Below are 17,265 nucleotides of genomic sequence, written 5' to 3' on the forward strand. Positions count from 1 at the left end.
TTGTTGGCGGAGGCGTTCAGATTGTATGGCTGGAAGCTGAACCGGAATCACTGCTTGCGATGAAGATCGAAATCGACATGGGCACCGCCTCCGCGGCCGGCGGTGCGCCTGCAATGCTCGATGTCGAGGAATTGCTGGCGACGCGCCTGTTGGTGCAGGGCAATTCCGGCTCCGGCAAGTCGCATCTCCTGCGCCGGCTGCTCGAACAGAGCGCGCCGCATGTGCAGCAGGTGATCATCGATCCCGAGGGCGAGTTCGCCAGCCTGTCCGACCGCTACGGCCATGTCGTCATCGATGGCGAGCGCAGCCTGGCTGAACTCGAGCATATCGCCCAGCGCGTGCGCCAGCACCGTGTCTCCGCCGTGCTGGTGCTCGAGAGCCTCGATGCCGAGATGCAGATGAAGGCGGCGGCCGCCTTCCTCAACGCCCTCTTCGACGCCGAGCGCGATTACTGGTTCCCCATGCTGGTGGTGGTGGACGAAGCCCAGCTCTTCGCCCCCGCCGCCTCGGGCGAAGTCTCGGAGGATGCGCGCAAGGTCTCGCTGGGCGCCATGACCAACCTGATGTGCCGCGGCCGCAAGCGCGGCCTTGCCGGCATCATCGCGACGCAGCGCCTGGCCAAGCTTGCCAAGAATGTCGCGGCTGAAGCCTCCAACTTCCTGATGGGGCGCACCTTTCTCGATATCGACATGGCGCGTGCGGCCGACCTCCTCGGGCTCGACCGCCGCCAGGCCGAGACCTTCCGCGAGCTACAGCGCGGCCAGTTCGTGGCGCTGGGCCCGGCCTTGTCGCGCCGTCCCCTGCCGATCAGGGTGGGCCCGGTGGAGACGCGTCCGCGCGTGGCGACGCCCAAGCTGACGCCGCTGCCGGAAGCGGGCGAGGCGGCGCGCGACCTGATCCTGGCGCCCGTGCCCGTCGCCGCGCCGCGCGCCCGTCCGGAACGCCGGGTGGTGACGCCAGCGCCGTTGTCCACCACCGAGATCCTCGAACAACTGGTGCGCGACAAGCCGGCCGAGGGTGCCGGCGAGGAGGCTGTGCCGGCCATGCCGCCAGCCGAGCTGCAGCGCGCCTTTGCCCGCATCGCCTTCGCCATCATGCGGGAGCCGGATGCGACCTTCCGCACCGAGGCGGTGCTCTACCAGGATTTCATCGTGCGCTGCCGTATCGAGCGGCTCGGCGGCACGCCGCCGGCGATGGCGCAGTTCAAGTTCCTGCTCAACGCCGCCCGCGCCGGCCTCGATCCCGAGACGGTGGATGCCGAGGAATGGCAGCGCGCGCTCGACCAGGCGCGGCTGGTGCCCGCCGACCTGCAGGCCGTCTTCCTCATCCTCGCCGGCGCGGCGATGACGGGCCAGCCCTGTCCGCCGGACGCCGAGATCGCGCGGCGCTGCGGCAGCCATTCGAGTGGGCGCGCCCGCAGCCAGATCCGCCATCTGCAGAACGCCGATTTCGTAATGACGCGGGTGGACATGCGCGGCTCGCGCATCGCCGTCATCCCGGATCTCGGCTGGGAGACGGCGCCGGGCGATCCCAACGGGCCCGTCCAGGACGAGCGCGGCTTGGCGGCGGCCGAGTAGGCAACTGCAGCGTTTGGGCGAGACTGGACGTTGCAGGATCAGGTGAGCCGATTGCGTCCCCTCGCCCCGTTCTTACGGGGAGAGGATAGAGCTGCGCTGCCTTCCCAAGGTAAATTTTATCAGTTATATCAATAAGATAATAGAGTTTTATTGCATTTGTTTCTACGGTGCCGCCTCTCAAAACGCTTCTCCCTTGAGTTTGCGCTGCCCCTCACCTCTATCCTCTCCCCGTAAGAACGGGGCGAGGGGGCGCAACCGGCGCGCTCTACGCAGAATTGCCTCATCTCGCCCAGCTGTGGCTTCACAACCACCAGAACGGCACAAGCATCGGCACGCGTCGGGCATAGGCATCATAAGCCTGCGGACCCAGGTCACCACGCAGCACGTTCTCCTCCAGTCTCGCCTTCATCACGATGCCGACGAGGATGATGGCGACGCCGATGAAACCCACCAGTGTGCCCTTGATCAGGGCCGTCGCCAGCAAGGCCAGGATCAGTCCGCTATAGATGGGATGGCGTACCAGGCCGTAGGGGCCGGTATCGACGATATGATGGTCGGCCTTGATGGTGACCGAGCCCGACCAGAGCGAGCCGAGATGCAGGCGGGCCCACCAGCAGAAGGCAAAGCCTGCAAAGGCGCCGAGAACGCACAGCCAGGCGCCGGTGAAATCGGGCCACCACAGATGCACGGCCCAACTGGTGCGGGCCGGCACGGCGAGGATGAGGCCGCCGATCAGCATCAGCAGGCGGTAAATCAAGACCTCCCGGCCACCCTCTACGCGCAGGGCCTTGCTGGACCAGCGCGCCGCGATGATCCAGGATATCGCCCAGGCGAGCCAAAGACCGATCAGAACCAGACCAGGATACATGCGACCTCTCCCTGCCCTTCAGCATGGCAGGCATCGCCCCGATTTATGGCAGAATTTCAAGGATTACCTAAGGTAATCTATCCGGAAGCATTAGAAATTGTCGTATCAGAATCCCAATAGGGGAGTATGGTAGTCTAAAGCGGGCCTGAAATTTGCATGTCCGCGGCGGTATAAATATGGCATAGCAAGCGCCGAAACGGCTCCCCTTTTTCTCCAAGCAAGAGCGGATGATGTCTTCCCTGATCGTTCCCCTGATCGTCTGTGGTGGTTCCGGCACCCGGCTTTGGCCCGCTTCGCGCGCCAGCCGCCCCAAGCAGTTCCTGCCGCTTTTCGGTGATCTCTCCACCTTCCAGGAGACGGTCCGCCGTGTCAGCGACGTCAGCCTGTTCGGCCGTCCGGTGATCGTCACCAACCAAGACCATCGCTTCCTGGTGGCCGACCAATTGCTGGCGGTTGGCATCGAGGCCGATATCCTGCTCGAGCCCGAGGCCCGCGATTCCGGCCCGGCCATCGCCGCCGGTACGGCCTATATCGTCCAGCGCAACGGCGCCGAGACGCCGGTTCTTTCGCTCGCGGCCGATCACCGTGTCCGCGACGTCGAGGGCTTCCGCGCAGCCTGCGTTGCAGCGCGCCATGGCGCCGAGATGAACGCCATCGTGACCTTCGGCGTGGCGCCGGATCATCCGGCCACCGGCTATGGCTATATCGAAGTGGGCGAGCCCCTCACCGAGGGCGTGCTGCATGTGCAGCGCTTCGTCGAGAAGCCGGATGCGGAGACGGCCACGCGCTATGTCCGCGAAGGCTATCTGTGGAATTCCGGCAACTTCCTCTACCAGGCCGGAAAGTTCCTTTCCGAATATGCCGAGCGAGAGCCACGTACGGTGGAAGCCGTGAAGGAGGCCGTCGCCAAGGCGAAGGTCGACCTCGGCTTCATCCGTCTCGATGCCGCCGCCTTCGGCCATGCCGACAAGCGCTCGGTCGACTATGCGGTGATGGAGAAGACCAAGGTCGCCGCCGTGGTCCCCGCCAGCTTCGACTGGTCGGATGTCGGTTCCTGGAGCGCGGTGCGCGAATTGTCTCCGCAGGACGAGGCTGGCAACGCCAGGTTGGGCGAGGGCGTTTTCGTCAATGCCCGCAACAATCTGGTCTCCACCGAGCGGCCAGTGGTCTGCGTCGTCGGCCTCGACGATCTCGCCGTAATCGCCACCGGCGATGCAGTGCTGGTGGCCAGGCGCGACGACGCTGCCGGCATCAAGGCGTTGGTCGAGAAGCTGAAGCAGAAGCACAACAAGCTCACGCAGGAACATCTGCAGTCCTTCCGCCCCTGGGGGTCCTATCAGTCGCTGGATCTCGGCTCGCGCCACCAGGTCAAGCGCATCATGGTCAAGCCCGGTGGCCAGCTTTCGCTGCAGAAGCATCACCATCGCTCCGAGCACTGGATCGTGGTGCGTGGCGTGGCGACCGTCACCATCAACGCCAACGTCAAGACGCTGCATGAGAACGAGTCGATCTATATCCCGCTTGGCGCCACCCATCGCCTGGAGAATCCGGGCAAGATCGACCTGGAACTGATCGAGGTGCAGACCGGCAGCTATTTCGGCGAGGACGACATCATCCGCCTCGAGGACGTCTACAACCGCGCCGCTTCGTGAGGCAGCGCAAATTGGAGTGGCGATCTCCGATCGCCATTCTTGGAAACGAGGCGCCCTGGGTCAAAAGAAGATGGCGGTCGGAGACCGCCAATCCGTGTTTCGAGCGATCTACTGTCTGAAGAGGCCTTCCATGCCCGCCATGGAAGGCCTTTTTGTTTGATGCGGATCGGCCGCTTTACCAGCAGGTATAGCCGCCGTCGGCGAGCACGATCGAACCCGTCAGCAGGCTGGCGGCGTCCGAGGCCAGGAACTGCACGGTGGAGGCGATTTCGTCGACCTCGCCCATGCGGCCCATCGGCGTCATCTCCAGCCAGGTCTTGAACATGTCTGCATTGTTGGGGTCATTGGCGGCGAAGGCGGTCAGCGGCGTGTTGATATAGGTGGGCGCCACCGAGTTCACGCGCACGCCGCGCGAGGCCCATTCGGCCGCCAGCGACTTGGTGAGATGGTGCACACCGGCCTTGGAGGCATTGTAATAGGACTGTTCCTGCGGCTTGTTGACGATGAAGCCGGACATCGACCCGATATTGACGATCGACCCCTTCTTTGCCGCCAGCATATGCTTGCCGAAGGCACGGCAGCACCAGAACACGCCGTTCAGGTTGACGTCGATGACATTGAGCCAATGCTCGTCCGTCACCGTTTCGGCCGGGGTCATCGAGCGGGCGATGCCGGCATTGTTGACCAGGATCTCGACGGTGCGGCCCTGGCTGGCGAGGTCGTCGGCCACCTGCGTGACCTGTTCGGACTTGGTCACGTCCATCTGCACGATCTCGGTGGTGTAGCCCTTGGCGGCGAGGGCGGCCTGGCCCTCCTCGGCGACCTTCATGTCGAAATCGGCGATCACCACCTTGGCGCCGAACTCCACCAGCGCCTCAGCGCAGGCGAGGCCGATGCCGCGGCCGCCGCCGGTGACCAGCGCATGGCGGCCGGTGAGGTCGAGCTTGTTCCTGTACATTCCAGACATCCTCTCGTGCGTTTCGTCCCTGATCCGATAGGGGCGGCGCAGTCGGGCTGTTCTTATCGGACCACGCGCCGGGCGTGCAATCTAAGGCGCGACCGTGATTCGCCGAAGCCCATCCGGGCCTCTTTGTTGGAAATCAGCACAAATAGGAGATTGAGAACGCCGGCGATTCTTAGAGCAAAGCGCGTTTAGGCGCAAACGCTGCTTTGCTCTAACTCTTTGTTTCGACGCGTCTTTGCGATTCTTGCCGATTCCGTCAAATCGCAAAACGCTTTAGAGCTGGTCTTGCCGATGCCGTAAAGCCTCGCCACCGTAACGAGAGAACGGCCGAGGAGAGAGGCGATGGAGCGGTTGCGACACTGGGCTCGGGCACTCAAGCGCGACGTGCTGACGCTCTGGATCGCCGCCCGCGATCCCAGGACGCCCTGGAGGGCGAAGCTCGTAGCCAGCGCGGTGGCGGCTTACGCGCTGAGCCCGATCGACCTCATTCCCGATTTCATTCCGATCATCGGCTATCTCGACGATCTCGTCATCGTTCCTCTGGGGATTGCCCTCGCGATCCGGATGATACCGGCTGGGCTGCTGGACGAATACAGGCGGATGGCTGCTTTGCATGACAGGCGTCCGCGCAGCATCGGAACGGCCGTCCTGATCGGGGCGATTTGGCTGGCGGCAGCGGCCCTGGTTGCCTGGTGGGCGCTGGGTTTCTTGACTCGCGCCTCGGCGTAACGTCTTACCAGCAGGTATAGCCGCCGTCAGCCACGACAACGGAGCCGGTCAGCAGGCTGGCGGCATCCGAAGCGAGGAAATGCACGGTGGAGGCGATTTCGTCGACCTCGCCCATGCGGCCCATCGGCGTCATCTCGAGCCAGGTCCTGAACATCTTCTTGTTGTCGGGGTTCTGGGAGGCGAAGGCAGTAAGCGGCGTGTTGATATAGGTCGGCGCCACCGCATTGACGCGCACGCCGCGCGAGGCCCATTCGGCCGCCAGCGACTTGGTGAGATGGTGCACCGCTGCCTTGGAGGCGTTGTAGTAAGCCTGCTCCTGGGGCTTGTTGACGATGAAGCCCGACATCGAGCCGATGTTGACGATCGAGCCCTTTTTCGCCGCCAGCATGTGTTTGCCGAAGGCACGGCAGCACCAGAACACGCCGTTGAGGTTGACGTCGATGACATTGAGCCAATGCTCGTCCGCCACCGTCTCCGCCGGCGTCATCGAGCGGGCGATGCCGGCATTGTTGACGAGGATCTCGATGCCGCGACCATCGGCGGCGAGGTCGTCGGCGAGTGCGGTAACCTGGTCCGGCTTGGTAACGTCCATCTTCACGATGGTGGTCTCGTAACCCTTGCCGCGCAGTTCGGCCTGGGCATCCTGCGCGACCTTCATGTCGAAGTCGGCGATCACCACCCGGGCGCCGACTTCCGCCAAGGCCTCGACGCAGGCAAGGCCGATGCCGCGGGCGCCGCCGGTGACCAGCGCATGCCGGCCGGTCAGCAAATATTTCTGCATATACATCGACATGGCCTTTCAAGAACAGCGAAGGCATGGCGGCGCCGTTCCGGGGCGAACCCAGGTGCCGCATGTCCGGGCGAGGGGAGGCGCGCCGGGCCGGCCGGCGCGCCTCATCGCCCATGCTGAGACGAAACGAGGCGGGACATGCCCGCCTCGCGCTCGTCACCGAATGGCCAGCCCCTTGTCATCGAAGCGATGCAGGCGCTCGGGTTGTGGCGTCAGATAGATGGTATCGTTGGTGCCCAGGCTGAACTCGCCTGGGGCACGCGCCGTGATGCGGGTGCCGTCATCGAGGTCGATATGGAAGAAGGTGTCCGAGCCCAGATGTTCGGAGATGATGATCTTGCCCTTCCACGTACCCGACGTGGCCGAGAGATCGAGATGCTCGGGCCGGATACCGACCGTGGTTACATTATAAGAGGCCGCCTGGCTGCCCTTGACCAGGTTCATCTTCGGCGAGCCGATGAAGCCGGCCACGAAGACATTGCGCGGCTTGTTGTAGAGCTCGAGCGGAGAGCCGACCTGCTCGACATTGCCGGCATTGAGCACCACGATCTTGTCGGCCATGGTCATGGCTTCCACCTGATCATGGGTCACGTAGATCATCGTGGTCTTCAGGTCCTGATGCAGCTGGGTGATTTCCAGACGCATGTTGACGCGAAGGGCGGCGTCCAGATTCGACAAGGGCTCGTCGAACAGGAAGGCCTTCGGGGCACGCACGATGGCGCGACCGATGGCGACACGCTGGCGCTGACCGCCGGAGAGCTGGCGCGGCTTACGGTCGAGATAGCTGGTCAGGTTCAGCGACGCCGCCGCCTTGGCGACCTTGGTGTCGATGACGTCCTTGGGTTCACCCGCCATCTTGAGCGCGAAGGCGATGTTGTTGCGCACGCTCATATGCGGATAGAGCGCATAGGACTGAAACACCATGGCCAAGCCGCGCTTGGCGGGCGGAGCGTTGGCCATGTCGACGCCGTCGATCTTGATCTCGCCGGAGGTGGTGTCCTCCAGGCCGGCGATCAGGCGCAGCAGGGTGGACTTGCCGCAGCCCGACGGACCGACGAAGACCACGAACTCGCCGTCGCTGATGTCGAGGTCAAGGTCCGGGATGATGACGACGTCACCGAAGGCCTTGCGCACGTTACGAAGGTTGAATTGCCCCATTTTACGCAACTCCCCAATTAATAGTGTTGTTTTGCATCATTTCACCGCACCGAATGTCAGGCCACGGACAAGCTGCTTCTGCGAGAACCAACCAAGGACCACGATCGGCAGAATGGCGAGTGTGGAAGCGGCTGACAAGGTCGCCCAGAACAAGCCCATCTTGGCCGAGTAGCCCGCGATGAACTGCGGCAGCGGCGCGGCGTCGAAGGTGGTGAGGTTCAGGGTCCAGAACGCTTCGTTCCAGGCGAGGATGGTGTTGAGCAGCAGCGTCGAGGCGATGCCCGGCACGGCCATCGGCGTGAGGACGTAGATGATCTCGCGCCATAGAGAAGCACCGTCCATGCGGGCCGCCTCAAGGATCTCCCCAGGGATTTCCTTGAAGTAGGTGTAGAGCATCCACACCACGATCGGCAGGTTGATCAGGAAGAGCACCACCATCACGGCCCAGCGGCTGTCGAGCAGCCCCCAGCTGTTGAAGAGCAGGAAGAGCGGCATCAGAGCGCCGACCGCCGGCATCATCTTGGTGGAGAGCATCCACATCAACAGGTCCTTGGTCTTCTTGCCCGGTGCGAAGGCCATGGCCCAGGCAGCGGGAACGGCGAAGAGCAGGCCGAGGATGGTGGAGCCGAGCGACAGGAAGATCGAGTTGAGCGCTGCCCGGATATAGTTCGATTCGATGAAGATGTTGCGGTAGTTCTCCAGCGTCCAGGTGAAGAAGATGAACTTCGGCGGCAGGACGCCGGCCTCGCCTTCGGTCTTGAAGCTGGTGATCACCATCCAGAGAATCGGGAAGAAGATCAGGAAGCCGACCAGCCAGGCGGCAGCGGTCACGACGGCCTTGCGTTGAGTAGAGACTGCGCGCGCCATTTCTCAAGCCTCCAGATTCTTGCCGATCATGCGGATAAGGAAGAAGGCGACTATGTTCGCCAGCACGACCGCGACGAGAGCGCCAGCCGAGGCCGAGCCGATGTCATGGTCGCCCGCCTCGGTGAGGTAGACCAGGAAGGGCAGGTTGGCCGTGTTCAAACTGCCATTGGTGGTCACCTTGATCTCGGCGAAGATGTTCAGAAGGAAGATCGTCTCGATCAGGATCACCACCGTGATGGCACGCGAGAGATGCGGCAGCACGATGTAGAAGAAGTAGGACAACGGCTTGGCGCCGTCGAGCTGGGAAGCTTCCTTCTGCTCTTCATCCAGCGATTGGATGGCGGTGAGCAGGATGAGGGTGGCGAATGGCAGCCACTGCCAGGCCACGATGATGATGATCGAGATCAGCGGATAATTGGTGAACCAGACCACGACGGGCAGATGCAGCACTTGCGAGACCCAGGTCAGCAGGCCGCCATCGGCGTTCATGAAAAGGTTCTTCCAGATCAGCGCGGCCACGGTCGGCATCACGAAGAAGGGTGCCAGCACCATGAGGCGCACGATACTCTGGCCCGCGAAGGGCTGGTCCATCAGGAGAGCGATCAGGATGCCGCCAACCACGGTGATGACCAGAACGCTGATCACGATCTCCAGCGAAGCCACGAAGGATTTGACGAAGGCAGGATCGGTCAGGAAGAACTTGTAGTTCGCAAAGCTGTTCCAGTAGAAGTTCGTCGGATCATCGAGCGTGTAATTGTTCAGCGAATAGTAAATCGTCAGGACGAGTGGCACGATCATCCAGATGAAAAGCATCAACACTGAAGGTGCAACGGCGACCCTGGCGAGCACACGCGTTTGCTGCGTTGCCATCTCTTGGTCCTCCCCATAGACCGAAACCTTGGGCGATTTCTAATTGATATTGAAAGAGGCTGCCCCGGTTATGAGAGATCCGGGGCAGCCCAGTGTCAGGAAGGTCAGAAACTGGCCGTCCTGGGAGGAAGTCTTACTTGATGTAACCGGCCTTGGTCATGGTGCGGGTCACATCGGTCTGAGCCTGCGACAGAGCATCGTCGACCGAGGTCGAGCCAGCCAGAGCCGAGGAGAACAGGCCGCCCACTCGGGTGCCCATGCCCTGGAACTCGGGGATGGCGACGAACTGCACGCCGACATAGGGAACAGGCTTGACGGTCGGCTTGGTCGGGTCAGCCGACATGATGGAGTCGAGCGTCAGCTGAGCGAAGGGAGCCGCCTTCTGGTAGTCCGCATTGTCATAAAGCGAGGTGCGGGTGCCGGGAGGAGCCTTGGCCCAGTCGCCCTCGGTCTTGGCGACGAGAGCGGAGTAGTCCTTGTTGGTCGCCCAGGCGATGAACTTCTCGGCCGCCTCGGTCTTCTGCGAACCGGCAGGCACGGCCAGCGACCAGGCCCACAGCCAGTTGGCATTCTTGCCGAGGCCCGTGTTCGGAGCCAGCGCGAAGCCGACCTTGTCGTACACCGTCGACTGACCCTTGTCGGTCACGAAGCCCGCGGCCACCGTGGCGTCGATCCACATGGCGCACTTGCCCTGATTGAACAGGGTCAGGTTCTCGTTGAAGCCGTTCGAGGAAGCATCCGGCGGGCCGGCGTCCTTGAGCAGGTTCACGTAGAAGGTGAGGGTGTTCTTCCATTCCGGGGAGTCAAACTGGGGCTTCCAGTTCTCATCGAACCAGCGGGCGCCGAAGGAGTTGGACATGGCGGTCAGGAAGGCCATGTTCTCGCCCCAGCCGGCCTTGCCACGCAGGCAGATGCCGTAGGTGTCGGCGGTCTTCAGCTTCTTGGCGGCGTCAGCCACGAAATCCCAGGTCGGGCTTTCCGGCATCTTCAGGCCGGCTTTGTCGAACAGGTCCTTGCGATACATGATCATCGAGGACTCGCCGTAGAACGGCGCCGCGTAGAGCTTGCCGTCGGAAGACAGGCCGTCGCGGATCGGCTTGATCAGATCGTTGACGTCGTAGTTGTCGCCGAGCTTGTCGAGGGGAACCAGCCAACCCTTCTTGGCCCAGATCGGAACCTCATAGGTGCCGATGGTGAGGACGTCGAACTGGCCGGCTTTGGTGGCGATGTCCTGGGTGACCTTCTCACGCAGCGCGTTTTCTTCGAGCGTGACCCAGTTGAGGGTGATGTCCGGATTGGCCTTCGTGAACTCGGACGAAAGCTTCTGCATCCGAACCATGTCGCCATTGTTGACCGTGGCGATCGTCAGCGTTTCCGCCGAAGCGAAAGAAACGCTGCAGGCGAGCATGCCCGCCAATGCAATTAGGGTATTTGCAGTCTTCACCAAAACCTCCCGTGAGAAAGTGCGATGCCGTTTGATCGGCTTATTGGGCATTGAGCAGACGCCCAAGACGCGGGCATGTTCTCAACGGTTAGGGAGAATGTCAAGCGGTTGCATGCAACAACATTGTATGCACTGCAGCAAAATCAGGGCAGGGAGGGCAAGGCTGGGCATTCGCCCAAAGGCTCTATCGCGCGTGCACCGGCCACCATCGCGCGTGCGCGTTGGCGGTATCCCGGTATGGCTCAAACAGAGGATGGCAGGCTGGTCAGGGCTGTTCGAGCAAGGCTGCGGCGGTCTGCTCGTCGGTGATCAGACCGGAGAGGAGATCGCCCTTCAGCGCGGCGCGGATCGGCATGATCTTGCGCTGGCCGGCGGCGACGCCGACCACCGGGACGAACCGCGCCAGCCGGTCTGGCCGGAAGCCCGGCAGGCGGTCGGTATAGTCGTTCTGCAGGATGCGGCCATCCTTGTCATAGGGCCAGGCGGCGATTTCGCCGATGGCGCCGTTCTCGATCAGGTAACGCATTTCGGACTCCAGCACGAAGCCGTCCTGCTGGATCGGCGAGCCCCAGGTGACGTCGCTGACGCCGACATAGACGGCGCGTGCCGTCTCTACCATTTCGCGCAGAAGCTTATGAACCGGCTGGCTTTTCAAGGCTTCGCAATGTTCGACGGTGGCAGCGAGCACCGGCATCTGCAGGGGGTAGCATTTTGCTCCCAGCTTGTCGGCGAGGCGCATGGCGATCTCGAAGGGGCTGACGCAACCGTCGCGCGCCGCATTGCCGACGATCGAAACCATCTTCAGTTCCGGGCGCGAACGGGCCGAGATCTCCCGCACCATGCGCAGCAAGGTGCGGCCGGTGGAGAAGCCGAAGACGCCCGAACCGCGCTGGCCGAACTGGGTTTCCAGGATCTGGGCGGCGGCCAGGCCCACCGCGCCGAGGGGGTCGTGCAGGCCGTTCGGCACCACCTCGCAGATCGACAGGCCGTAGCGCTGGCGCAGCTGCTGGGCCAGCGCCGTACACTCGGCGACCGGGCTCTGGATGCGGAATTCGATCACACGCTCCGATACCGCCATGGCGATGAGGCGCTGCACACTCTGGCGGGAGATATCGAACTGCGTGGCGATCTCATCCTGCGTCGCGCCATCGATGTAGTACAGCCACGCCGCCCTGGTCGCGAGGTCGAGCTTGCGGCTTTGCAGATCGCCCAGGTCGCTCATTCCAGTCCACCCTTGTGAGTATTTGCCCAGGTCGCACGCGAACGCCCAGTTTTGCCCAATAGAATGCATTCATCAGAGCACAGCGCAAGCGGAGGATTGGCGGGGGCAATCGATTTATTTCCGCTTTGGGGCAAAAGCCCTGCCCTGGCAGGGCCTTGGGACCTCATGGCGACTGCCCGTTTTTCAAGGGCTTGATCAGCGCAGCTTCTTCAGGAGGCCGAGAAGCGCCTGGCGCTCCGCCTTGTCGAGCGGTTCCAAGGTCAGATGCGATACTTGCCTCGCTACGGCTGCAAGGCGGGCGTAGAGATCCTGCCCTTCGGGGGAAAGGAAGAGCACCAGGCGGCGGCGGTCGTCCGCATCCGGCCTCGCCTCGATCAGGCCGCGCCGAGCCAGTCTCTCGACCACGCCCTTGACGGTCGCCACGTCCATTGCCGTCAGGCGGCCCAGCATGTTCTGGCTGCAAGTGCCGAGCTCGGCGAGCTTGGCGAGCACGGCCCATTGCATTGGCGTGAGGTCTTCCCCCAGCCGCTCGGCGAAGAGGGCGGCGTGGCGCTGGTAGACCTGCCTGAGGATGAAGCCGACCTGGTCATCCAGCACGTAATCCGCTGCCGCTTCAGGCAGCTTGGTGTCGAATTCAGCCACGTTGTCTTCCGCAAGAGAAAGGCGCCGGCATCGCCGGCGGTACGTCGATCTATACCGTCAGCTCTTGGCTTTGACCTGGCATCCCCGAAAGGACTGAGACCTTTGGCCTCCACATCCCCTTCCCACGGCCTTCGGCCCTGCCGGGAATGACAGCGCTATTCCACGCTAATGAGCCAATAACGAGAGCTGATGGTATTCACTCGGGGCAAGGCTAGCCTGCACGAGAGCAAAGCGCTTTTAAGCGTAAACGCTGCTTTGCTCTAGCTCTTTGTTTCAACGCGTCTTTGCGCTTCTTGCCGATGCCGGCAAATCGCAAAACGCTTCAGCGGTCGACGAAAGCCTTTTCGATAACGAAATCACCGGGTTCGCCGTGATTTCCCTCCACCGCACCGCGTTCTTCGAGCAGGGCTTTGAGGTCGCGCAGCATTTCCGGGCTGCCGCAGATCATCACCCGGTCGAGCGTGACGTCGAGCGGCGGCAGGCCGATATCCTCGAACAGCTTCTCGGACTTGATGAGGTCGGTGATGCGACCGGTGTTGCGGAAGGCCTCGCGCGTCACGGTCGGATAGTAGATCAGCTGGTCGCGCACGCTCTCGCCGAGGAACTCATGGGCTGGCAACTCATGGGTGATGCGCTCGCCATAGGCGAGTTCCTGCACCTGGCGGCAGCCATGGATCAGGATGATCTTCTCGAAGCGCCCATAGGTCTCGGGATCCTTGATCAGGCTCATGAAGGGGGCGAGGCCGGTGCCGGTGCCGACGAGGTAGAGATAGCGGCCTGGCTTGAGATTATCGAGCAGCAGCGTGCCCGTGGCCTTGCGGCCGACGATGATGCTATCGCCTTCCTTTAGGTGCTGCAGGCGGGAAGTAAGCGGCCCGTCCTGCACCTTGATGGAAAAGAATTCCAGCGTGTCCTCGTGGTTGGCGCTGACAAGGCTGTAGGCGCGCAGCAGCGGACGGCCGTTCACCGGCAGGCCGATCATGGTGAACTGGCCATTCTCGAAGCGAAAGCCGGGGTCGCGCGTCGTGGTGAAACTGAAGAGGGTCTCGGTCCAGTGATGGACGCTCAGGACCTTTTCCTCGTTGAAATTGCTCATGCTGGCTGCCTCGCCACTCGCTCGTCTCTCATATCGCAGTGCAGATATACGCTAACAATCTGGCAATCAAATAAATAAACGTGAATTTGCGTGAATTAGAACCGATCCACGTTTGCCGGTTCCACCCATAGCAGAAATTCGTTTGTGTACAAACGAGTTTGACAGGCGATTCGTGCCAAGGCTGCGAACAAGCTCTTGCAAAACGGCCGAAAGAAGGAGCATCTAGAGAAGCTTGCGGGCCGAGGCCTCAGGTCACGGACACGGCCAAGTGCCGTCCGGCATGCCGCGGAGAGGAGGGGCAGCTCCTTTCCCGGTATTGGAAGAATCACTGAAACGAAGAGGCTGCGGCCGGCATTCGCCGATGCCATCAGACCTCGTGACCGTTGCCGGCTTGCCGGCATTTGTCATCATGGAGACTGTCTTGAAGAAGCTTTCCCAACTGTCCCTTGGAAGCCTCGACGCTTCGATCGCCATTCCCAAATATGACCGCTCGGCCGTGCGCCCGGGCATCGTGCATTTTGGACTGGGCAATTTCCACCGCGTGCACCAGGCCGTCTATGTCGACCGCTGCCTGCACCGGCCCGGCAATGAAGGCTGGGGCATTTGTGGCGTGGAACTGCTCGATAATCCCGGTACGCAGGCCAAGGCCGAAGCCTATCGCGGCCAGGACTGCCTCTATTCCGTGACCGAATATGCGCCCGATGGATCCGCCTCCACCCGCGTGATCGGCGCCATGGTCGAATATCTGCACGCCCCTGTGGATCCGGAAGCAGTGCTGGCACGCCTGACCAATCCCGGCACCAGGATCGTCTCCCTCACCATCACGGAAGGCGGCTACAATCTCGACGAGACCACTGGTGTCTTCAAGCTGGACACCCCCGACGTGGCGCACGACCTTTCCGGCGGCCCGCTGCGCACGGCCTTCGGCTACATCGTGGAGGCGCTGCGCCGGCGCCGCGGTGAGGGCATCGCCCCCTTCACCGTAATGTCTTGCGACAATCTCCGCCACAATGGCGACACGGCGCGCAAGGCCATCGTCTCCTTCGCCAGGGGCAAGGACGCGGCGCTGGCCGATTGGATCGACGCCAATGTCGATTTCCCCAATTCGATGGTCGACCGCATCGCGCCGCAGGTCCCGCCAGCCGCGCGCGACCGCCTCAACCAGCGCAGCGGTATCGACGATGCCGTCCCGGCGCTCGGCGAAACCTTCATCCAGTGGGTGCTGGAGGACGATTTTCGCGCCGGCCGCCCGCCCTTTGGCGAAGTCGGCGTCGAGCTGCGCAACGACGTACCGGCCTTCGAGTTCATGAAGGGCCGCATGCTCAACGCTTCGCACATCCTGCTGGCCATGCCCGGCATCATGCTGGGCCACCGCATCGTGCATGAGGCGCTCGGCGACACCCGGCTCTATCGCCTGCTCGAGACCTTCCTCGACCGTGACGCCATTCCACGCATCGAAGGGCCGAAGGGCGTCTCGCTGGAAGCCTACAAGAAGGCCGTGCTGGAGCGCTTCTCCAACCCCGCCATCAACGACCAGCTCCTGCGCATCGCCTTCGACACCACGGCCAAGATCCCGGTCTTCCATTCCCGGACGATCGAGATGCTGGTCGAGGATGGCGGCGACATCCGCCGCGAGGCCTTCTTCCTGGCCTGTTTCGGTGCCTATCTCAAAGGCAAGGACGACAAGGGCGAGTCTTTCGAGGTGGTCGAGCCGCGCCTGACCGAGAATGACTGGACGCTCCTTCGCGGCGGCAACCCCATCGACCTCCTGCGTACCAGCCCGTTCGAGAAGCTCGGCCTTGCCGATCACGCTGCCTTCGCCAAGGCCTATGGCGGCTATGTCGCCTCGATCCAGGCGACTTCGGTGGGCCAGACGCTGGAAGCGCTGCTCGCCGAGACGGCTTGAGCGGGGAGCGTTTTCCTGGAGCGCGGACTTCCAGTCCGCTCTTGAAACGAAGGCATTTCAAAAAGTTGCGGCGTCCGCGTCGAGCCGCAACCTAAAAAGGGCGCTGCCAAAACCACTGGCAGCGCCCCTTTTTTTTATCGGTGTCGTTTCGAGAGCGGACTGGAAGTCCGCGCTCCCAGGGAGCGCTCCCAGATCAGGCTCTTCCGCGTTCCGACAGCACCGGCTTGACGCGGAACTCGATGAAGTTCTCGATTTCCTTCAGCCGCCGGCTGGAATCCAGGATGTCCGGGCCGATGCCGTAGCGCCAGGAGATATCGGTCCGGCGCTTGTCGGCCACCAGTGCCTCCAGATCCGTGAGATAGCGGTCCACCGTCTCGCCATCGCGGAAGAAGCCCTCGGAGAGCAGCGTCGGCTTGTAGCGGCGCAGAATCACCGTCAGCTCGTTCAGCGAGAATTCCGGGTGGTACTGGATGCCCCAGAAGCGTCCGCCATCATGGCTGATATCGACGGCCTGCACATCGCTGACCGTATTGGCGGCGAGCACGATGGCGCCATCGGGCAGGGCTTCCACCTCGTCGCCATGCACGCAGGGGCTGGTGAAGATGGGTGCTTTGCCCTGGTAGAGCGGATGGTCGCGCCCTTCCGGCGTCAGCGTGATGTCGCGGGCGATGCCGACCTCGCGGCCCCTCGGATTGGCGCGCACCGAACCGCCGGCGGCCACCGTGGCGACCTGCAGGCCCCAGCAGGAGCCGAAGAAGGGCGTGCCGGACTTGTAGACCTCGCGCGCCAGCTCGACCTGGCGCATCGATTCGGGCTCGGCCTTCCAGATATTGAGGCCGGAGCCGGTGATGACGACGCCGTCATAGCTCTCGAGGCCCGAGGCGTCCGGCAGGTTGGCGCCCTCGTCCGCCGGCAGCGCGATGTCACAGATCGCATCGGGAGCAAGGCTCTTGAGCACGGCCGAGTAGGATTCGGAGGGAGTGAGGCCATAGGTTGCGCGGTGACGTTCACGCGCAGCACGCACATTGCCTTCGACGACGAGGAGACGCATCACACACCTGAAATCATGCTTTGTTGTGGAAGGCTTTAGCAGCCCGCTCCACGCGGGAAAAGAGTAATGCTCCATACAAGATAGGCATGGAGGCATGAAAATGAAGCGTTTGCTATCAATTGTCGCGGCAGCTGTGGTGGCCGCAGTCGGCGTGGTCGGCTACCAGTGGTATGGCTACATCTCGAACACGCAGTCGCCCTTCGACGAAATCGGCATCGACCTCAACAACACGCTGCCCGGGCCCTTGCATGATTACGGCTGCGGTCGGCTGAAAGAAACCTTCGGCGGCAAGACTCTGCCACCCTATGGTTGCGCCGACGAGTCGGGTCGGGGGTGGAAATAGGGCTGCGCCGATTCTTCGTGGCGGGCCCGCCTTGGCATTCGGCAGGATTGCGGTGGCTGAGGTAGGAAAGAAGGGCGCGACATCGG

16 protein-coding genes are annotated in these 17,265 nt (G+C 62.7%); 5 read left to right on the forward strand and 11 right to left on the reverse strand.

Translation table 11 applies throughout. The features are described 5' to 3' along the window. Nucleotides 1–59: 59 nt before the first annotated feature. The gene (locus QQL24_RS15160; protein ID WP_284313081.1) at nt 60–1,577 is read left to right on the forward strand and encodes a helicase HerA domain-containing protein; all 1,518 of its coding nucleotides are present in this window, start codon (nt 60–62) and stop codon (nt 1,575–1,577) included. 301 nt (nt 1,578–1,878) lie between these two features. On the opposite strand, the gene QQL24_RS15165 is transcribed toward QQL24_RS15160, so the two are convergent. Next, complete coding sequence (locus QQL24_RS15165) at nt 1,879–2,445, reverse strand: methyltransferase family protein (RefSeq protein ID WP_284313082.1); 567 nt, start codon at nt 2,443–2,445, stop codon at nt 1,879–1,881. 230 nt (nt 2,446–2,675) lie between these two features. Between QQL24_RS15165 and QQL24_RS15170 the strand changes: the two genes are divergently transcribed. Then, a complete protein-coding gene (locus QQL24_RS15170) occupies nt 2,676–4,097 on the forward strand; it encodes a mannose-1-phosphate guanylyltransferase/mannose-6-phosphate isomerase (RefSeq protein ID WP_284313083.1) in 1,422 nt (473 codons plus the stop codon). Nucleotides 4,098–4,272: 175 nt separating this feature from the next. Here the strand turns inward: QQL24_RS15170 and QQL24_RS15175 are convergent, their stop codons facing one another. Further along, the gene (locus tag QQL24_RS15175; protein WP_284313084.1) at nt 4,273–5,055 is read right to left on the reverse strand and encodes an SDR family NAD(P)-dependent oxidoreductase; all 783 of its coding nucleotides are present in this window, start codon (nt 5,053–5,055) and stop codon (nt 4,273–4,275) included. 348 nt (nt 5,056–5,403) lie between these two features. Here QQL24_RS15175 and QQL24_RS15180 point away from each other — a divergent pair, with 348 nt between their 5' ends. Further along, nucleotides 5,404–5,790, forward strand: coding sequence for a YkvA family protein (locus QQL24_RS15180; protein WP_284313085.1), 387 nt, complete (start codon nt 5,404–5,406; stop codon nt 5,788–5,790). Nucleotides 5,791–5,794: 4 nt separating this feature from the next. Here QQL24_RS15180 and QQL24_RS15185 read toward each other — a convergent pair whose 3' ends face one another. From QQL24_RS15185 to QQL24_RS15220, 8 genes are all read right to left on the reverse strand, one after another. Beyond that, nucleotides 5,795–6,577 (reverse strand): SDR family NAD(P)-dependent oxidoreductase, encoded by a 783-nt coding sequence (locus tag QQL24_RS15185; protein WP_284313193.1) that lies wholly within the window; start codon nt 6,575–6,577, stop codon nt 5,795–5,797. A 159-nt stretch (nt 6,578–6,736) separates the two neighbouring features. Beyond that, on the reverse strand, nt 6,737–7,738 hold the full coding sequence (locus QQL24_RS15190) for an ABC transporter ATP-binding protein (RefSeq protein WP_284313087.1): 1,002 nt from the start codon (nt 7,736–7,738) through the stop codon (nt 6,737–6,739). A gap of 36 nt (nt 7,739–7,774) precedes the next feature. Then, nucleotides 7,775–8,605 carry a carbohydrate ABC transporter permease gene (locus QQL24_RS15195; protein ID WP_284313089.1) on the reverse strand — a complete coding sequence of 277 codons (831 nt, stop codon included), beginning with the start codon at nt 8,603–8,605 and terminating at the stop codon, nt 7,775–7,777. Nucleotides 8,606–8,608: 3 nt separating this feature from the next. Continuing rightward, nucleotides 8,609–9,475: a carbohydrate ABC transporter permease gene (locus QQL24_RS15200; protein WP_284313091.1), complete on the reverse strand. Its 867-nt coding sequence runs from the start codon at nt 9,473–9,475 to the stop codon at nt 8,609–8,611. A 133-nt stretch (nt 9,476–9,608) separates the two neighbouring features. After that, nucleotides 9,609–10,883, reverse strand: a complete 1,275-nt coding sequence (locus tag QQL24_RS15205; protein ID WP_284313194.1) for an ABC transporter substrate-binding protein — start codon at nt 10,881–10,883, stop codon at nt 9,609–9,611. Nucleotides 10,884–11,184: 301 nt separating this feature from the next. After that, the gene (locus QQL24_RS15210) at nt 11,185–12,141 is read right to left on the reverse strand and encodes a sugar-binding transcriptional regulator (protein WP_284313092.1); all 957 of its coding nucleotides are present in this window, start codon (nt 12,139–12,141) and stop codon (nt 11,185–11,187) included. Between the two features lie 195 nt (nt 12,142–12,336). Next, nucleotides 12,337–12,783 carry a MarR family winged helix-turn-helix transcriptional regulator gene (locus QQL24_RS15215; protein WP_284313094.1) on the reverse strand — a complete coding sequence of 149 codons (447 nt, stop codon included), beginning with the start codon at nt 12,781–12,783 and terminating at the stop codon, nt 12,337–12,339. A 322-nt stretch (nt 12,784–13,105) separates the two neighbouring features. Further along, nucleotides 13,106–13,879, reverse strand: a complete 774-nt coding sequence (locus QQL24_RS15220) for a ferredoxin--NADP reductase (protein WP_284313095.1) — start codon at nt 13,877–13,879, stop codon at nt 13,106–13,108. A 421-nt stretch (nt 13,880–14,300) separates the two neighbouring features. Here QQL24_RS15220 and QQL24_RS15225 point away from each other — a divergent pair, with 421 nt between their 5' ends. Next, entirely contained in the window at nt 14,301–15,785 is a 1,485-nt protein-coding gene (locus QQL24_RS15225; protein ID WP_284313096.1) for a mannitol dehydrogenase family protein, read from the forward strand. 193 nt (nt 15,786–15,978) lie between these two features. On the opposite strand, the gene QQL24_RS15230 is transcribed toward QQL24_RS15225, so the two are convergent. Next, on the reverse strand, nt 15,979–16,836 hold the full coding sequence (locus QQL24_RS15230; protein ID WP_348536457.1) for a type 1 glutamine amidotransferase: 858 nt from the start codon (nt 16,834–16,836) through the stop codon (nt 15,979–15,981). A 100-nt stretch (nt 16,837–16,936) separates the two neighbouring features. Between QQL24_RS15230 and QQL24_RS15235 the strand changes: the two genes are divergently transcribed. Then, nucleotides 16,937–17,179: a hypothetical protein gene (locus QQL24_RS15235; protein ID WP_284313100.1), complete on the forward strand. Its 243-nt coding sequence runs from the start codon at nt 16,937–16,939 to the stop codon at nt 17,177–17,179. The last annotated feature ends 86 nt before the right edge of the window (nt 17,180–17,265 follow it).

It is taken from the genome of Labrys miyagiensis, from assembly GCF_030160835.1.
Taxonomy (GTDB): domain Bacteria; phylum Pseudomonadota; class Alphaproteobacteria; order Rhizobiales; family Labraceae; genus Labrys; species Labrys miyagiensis.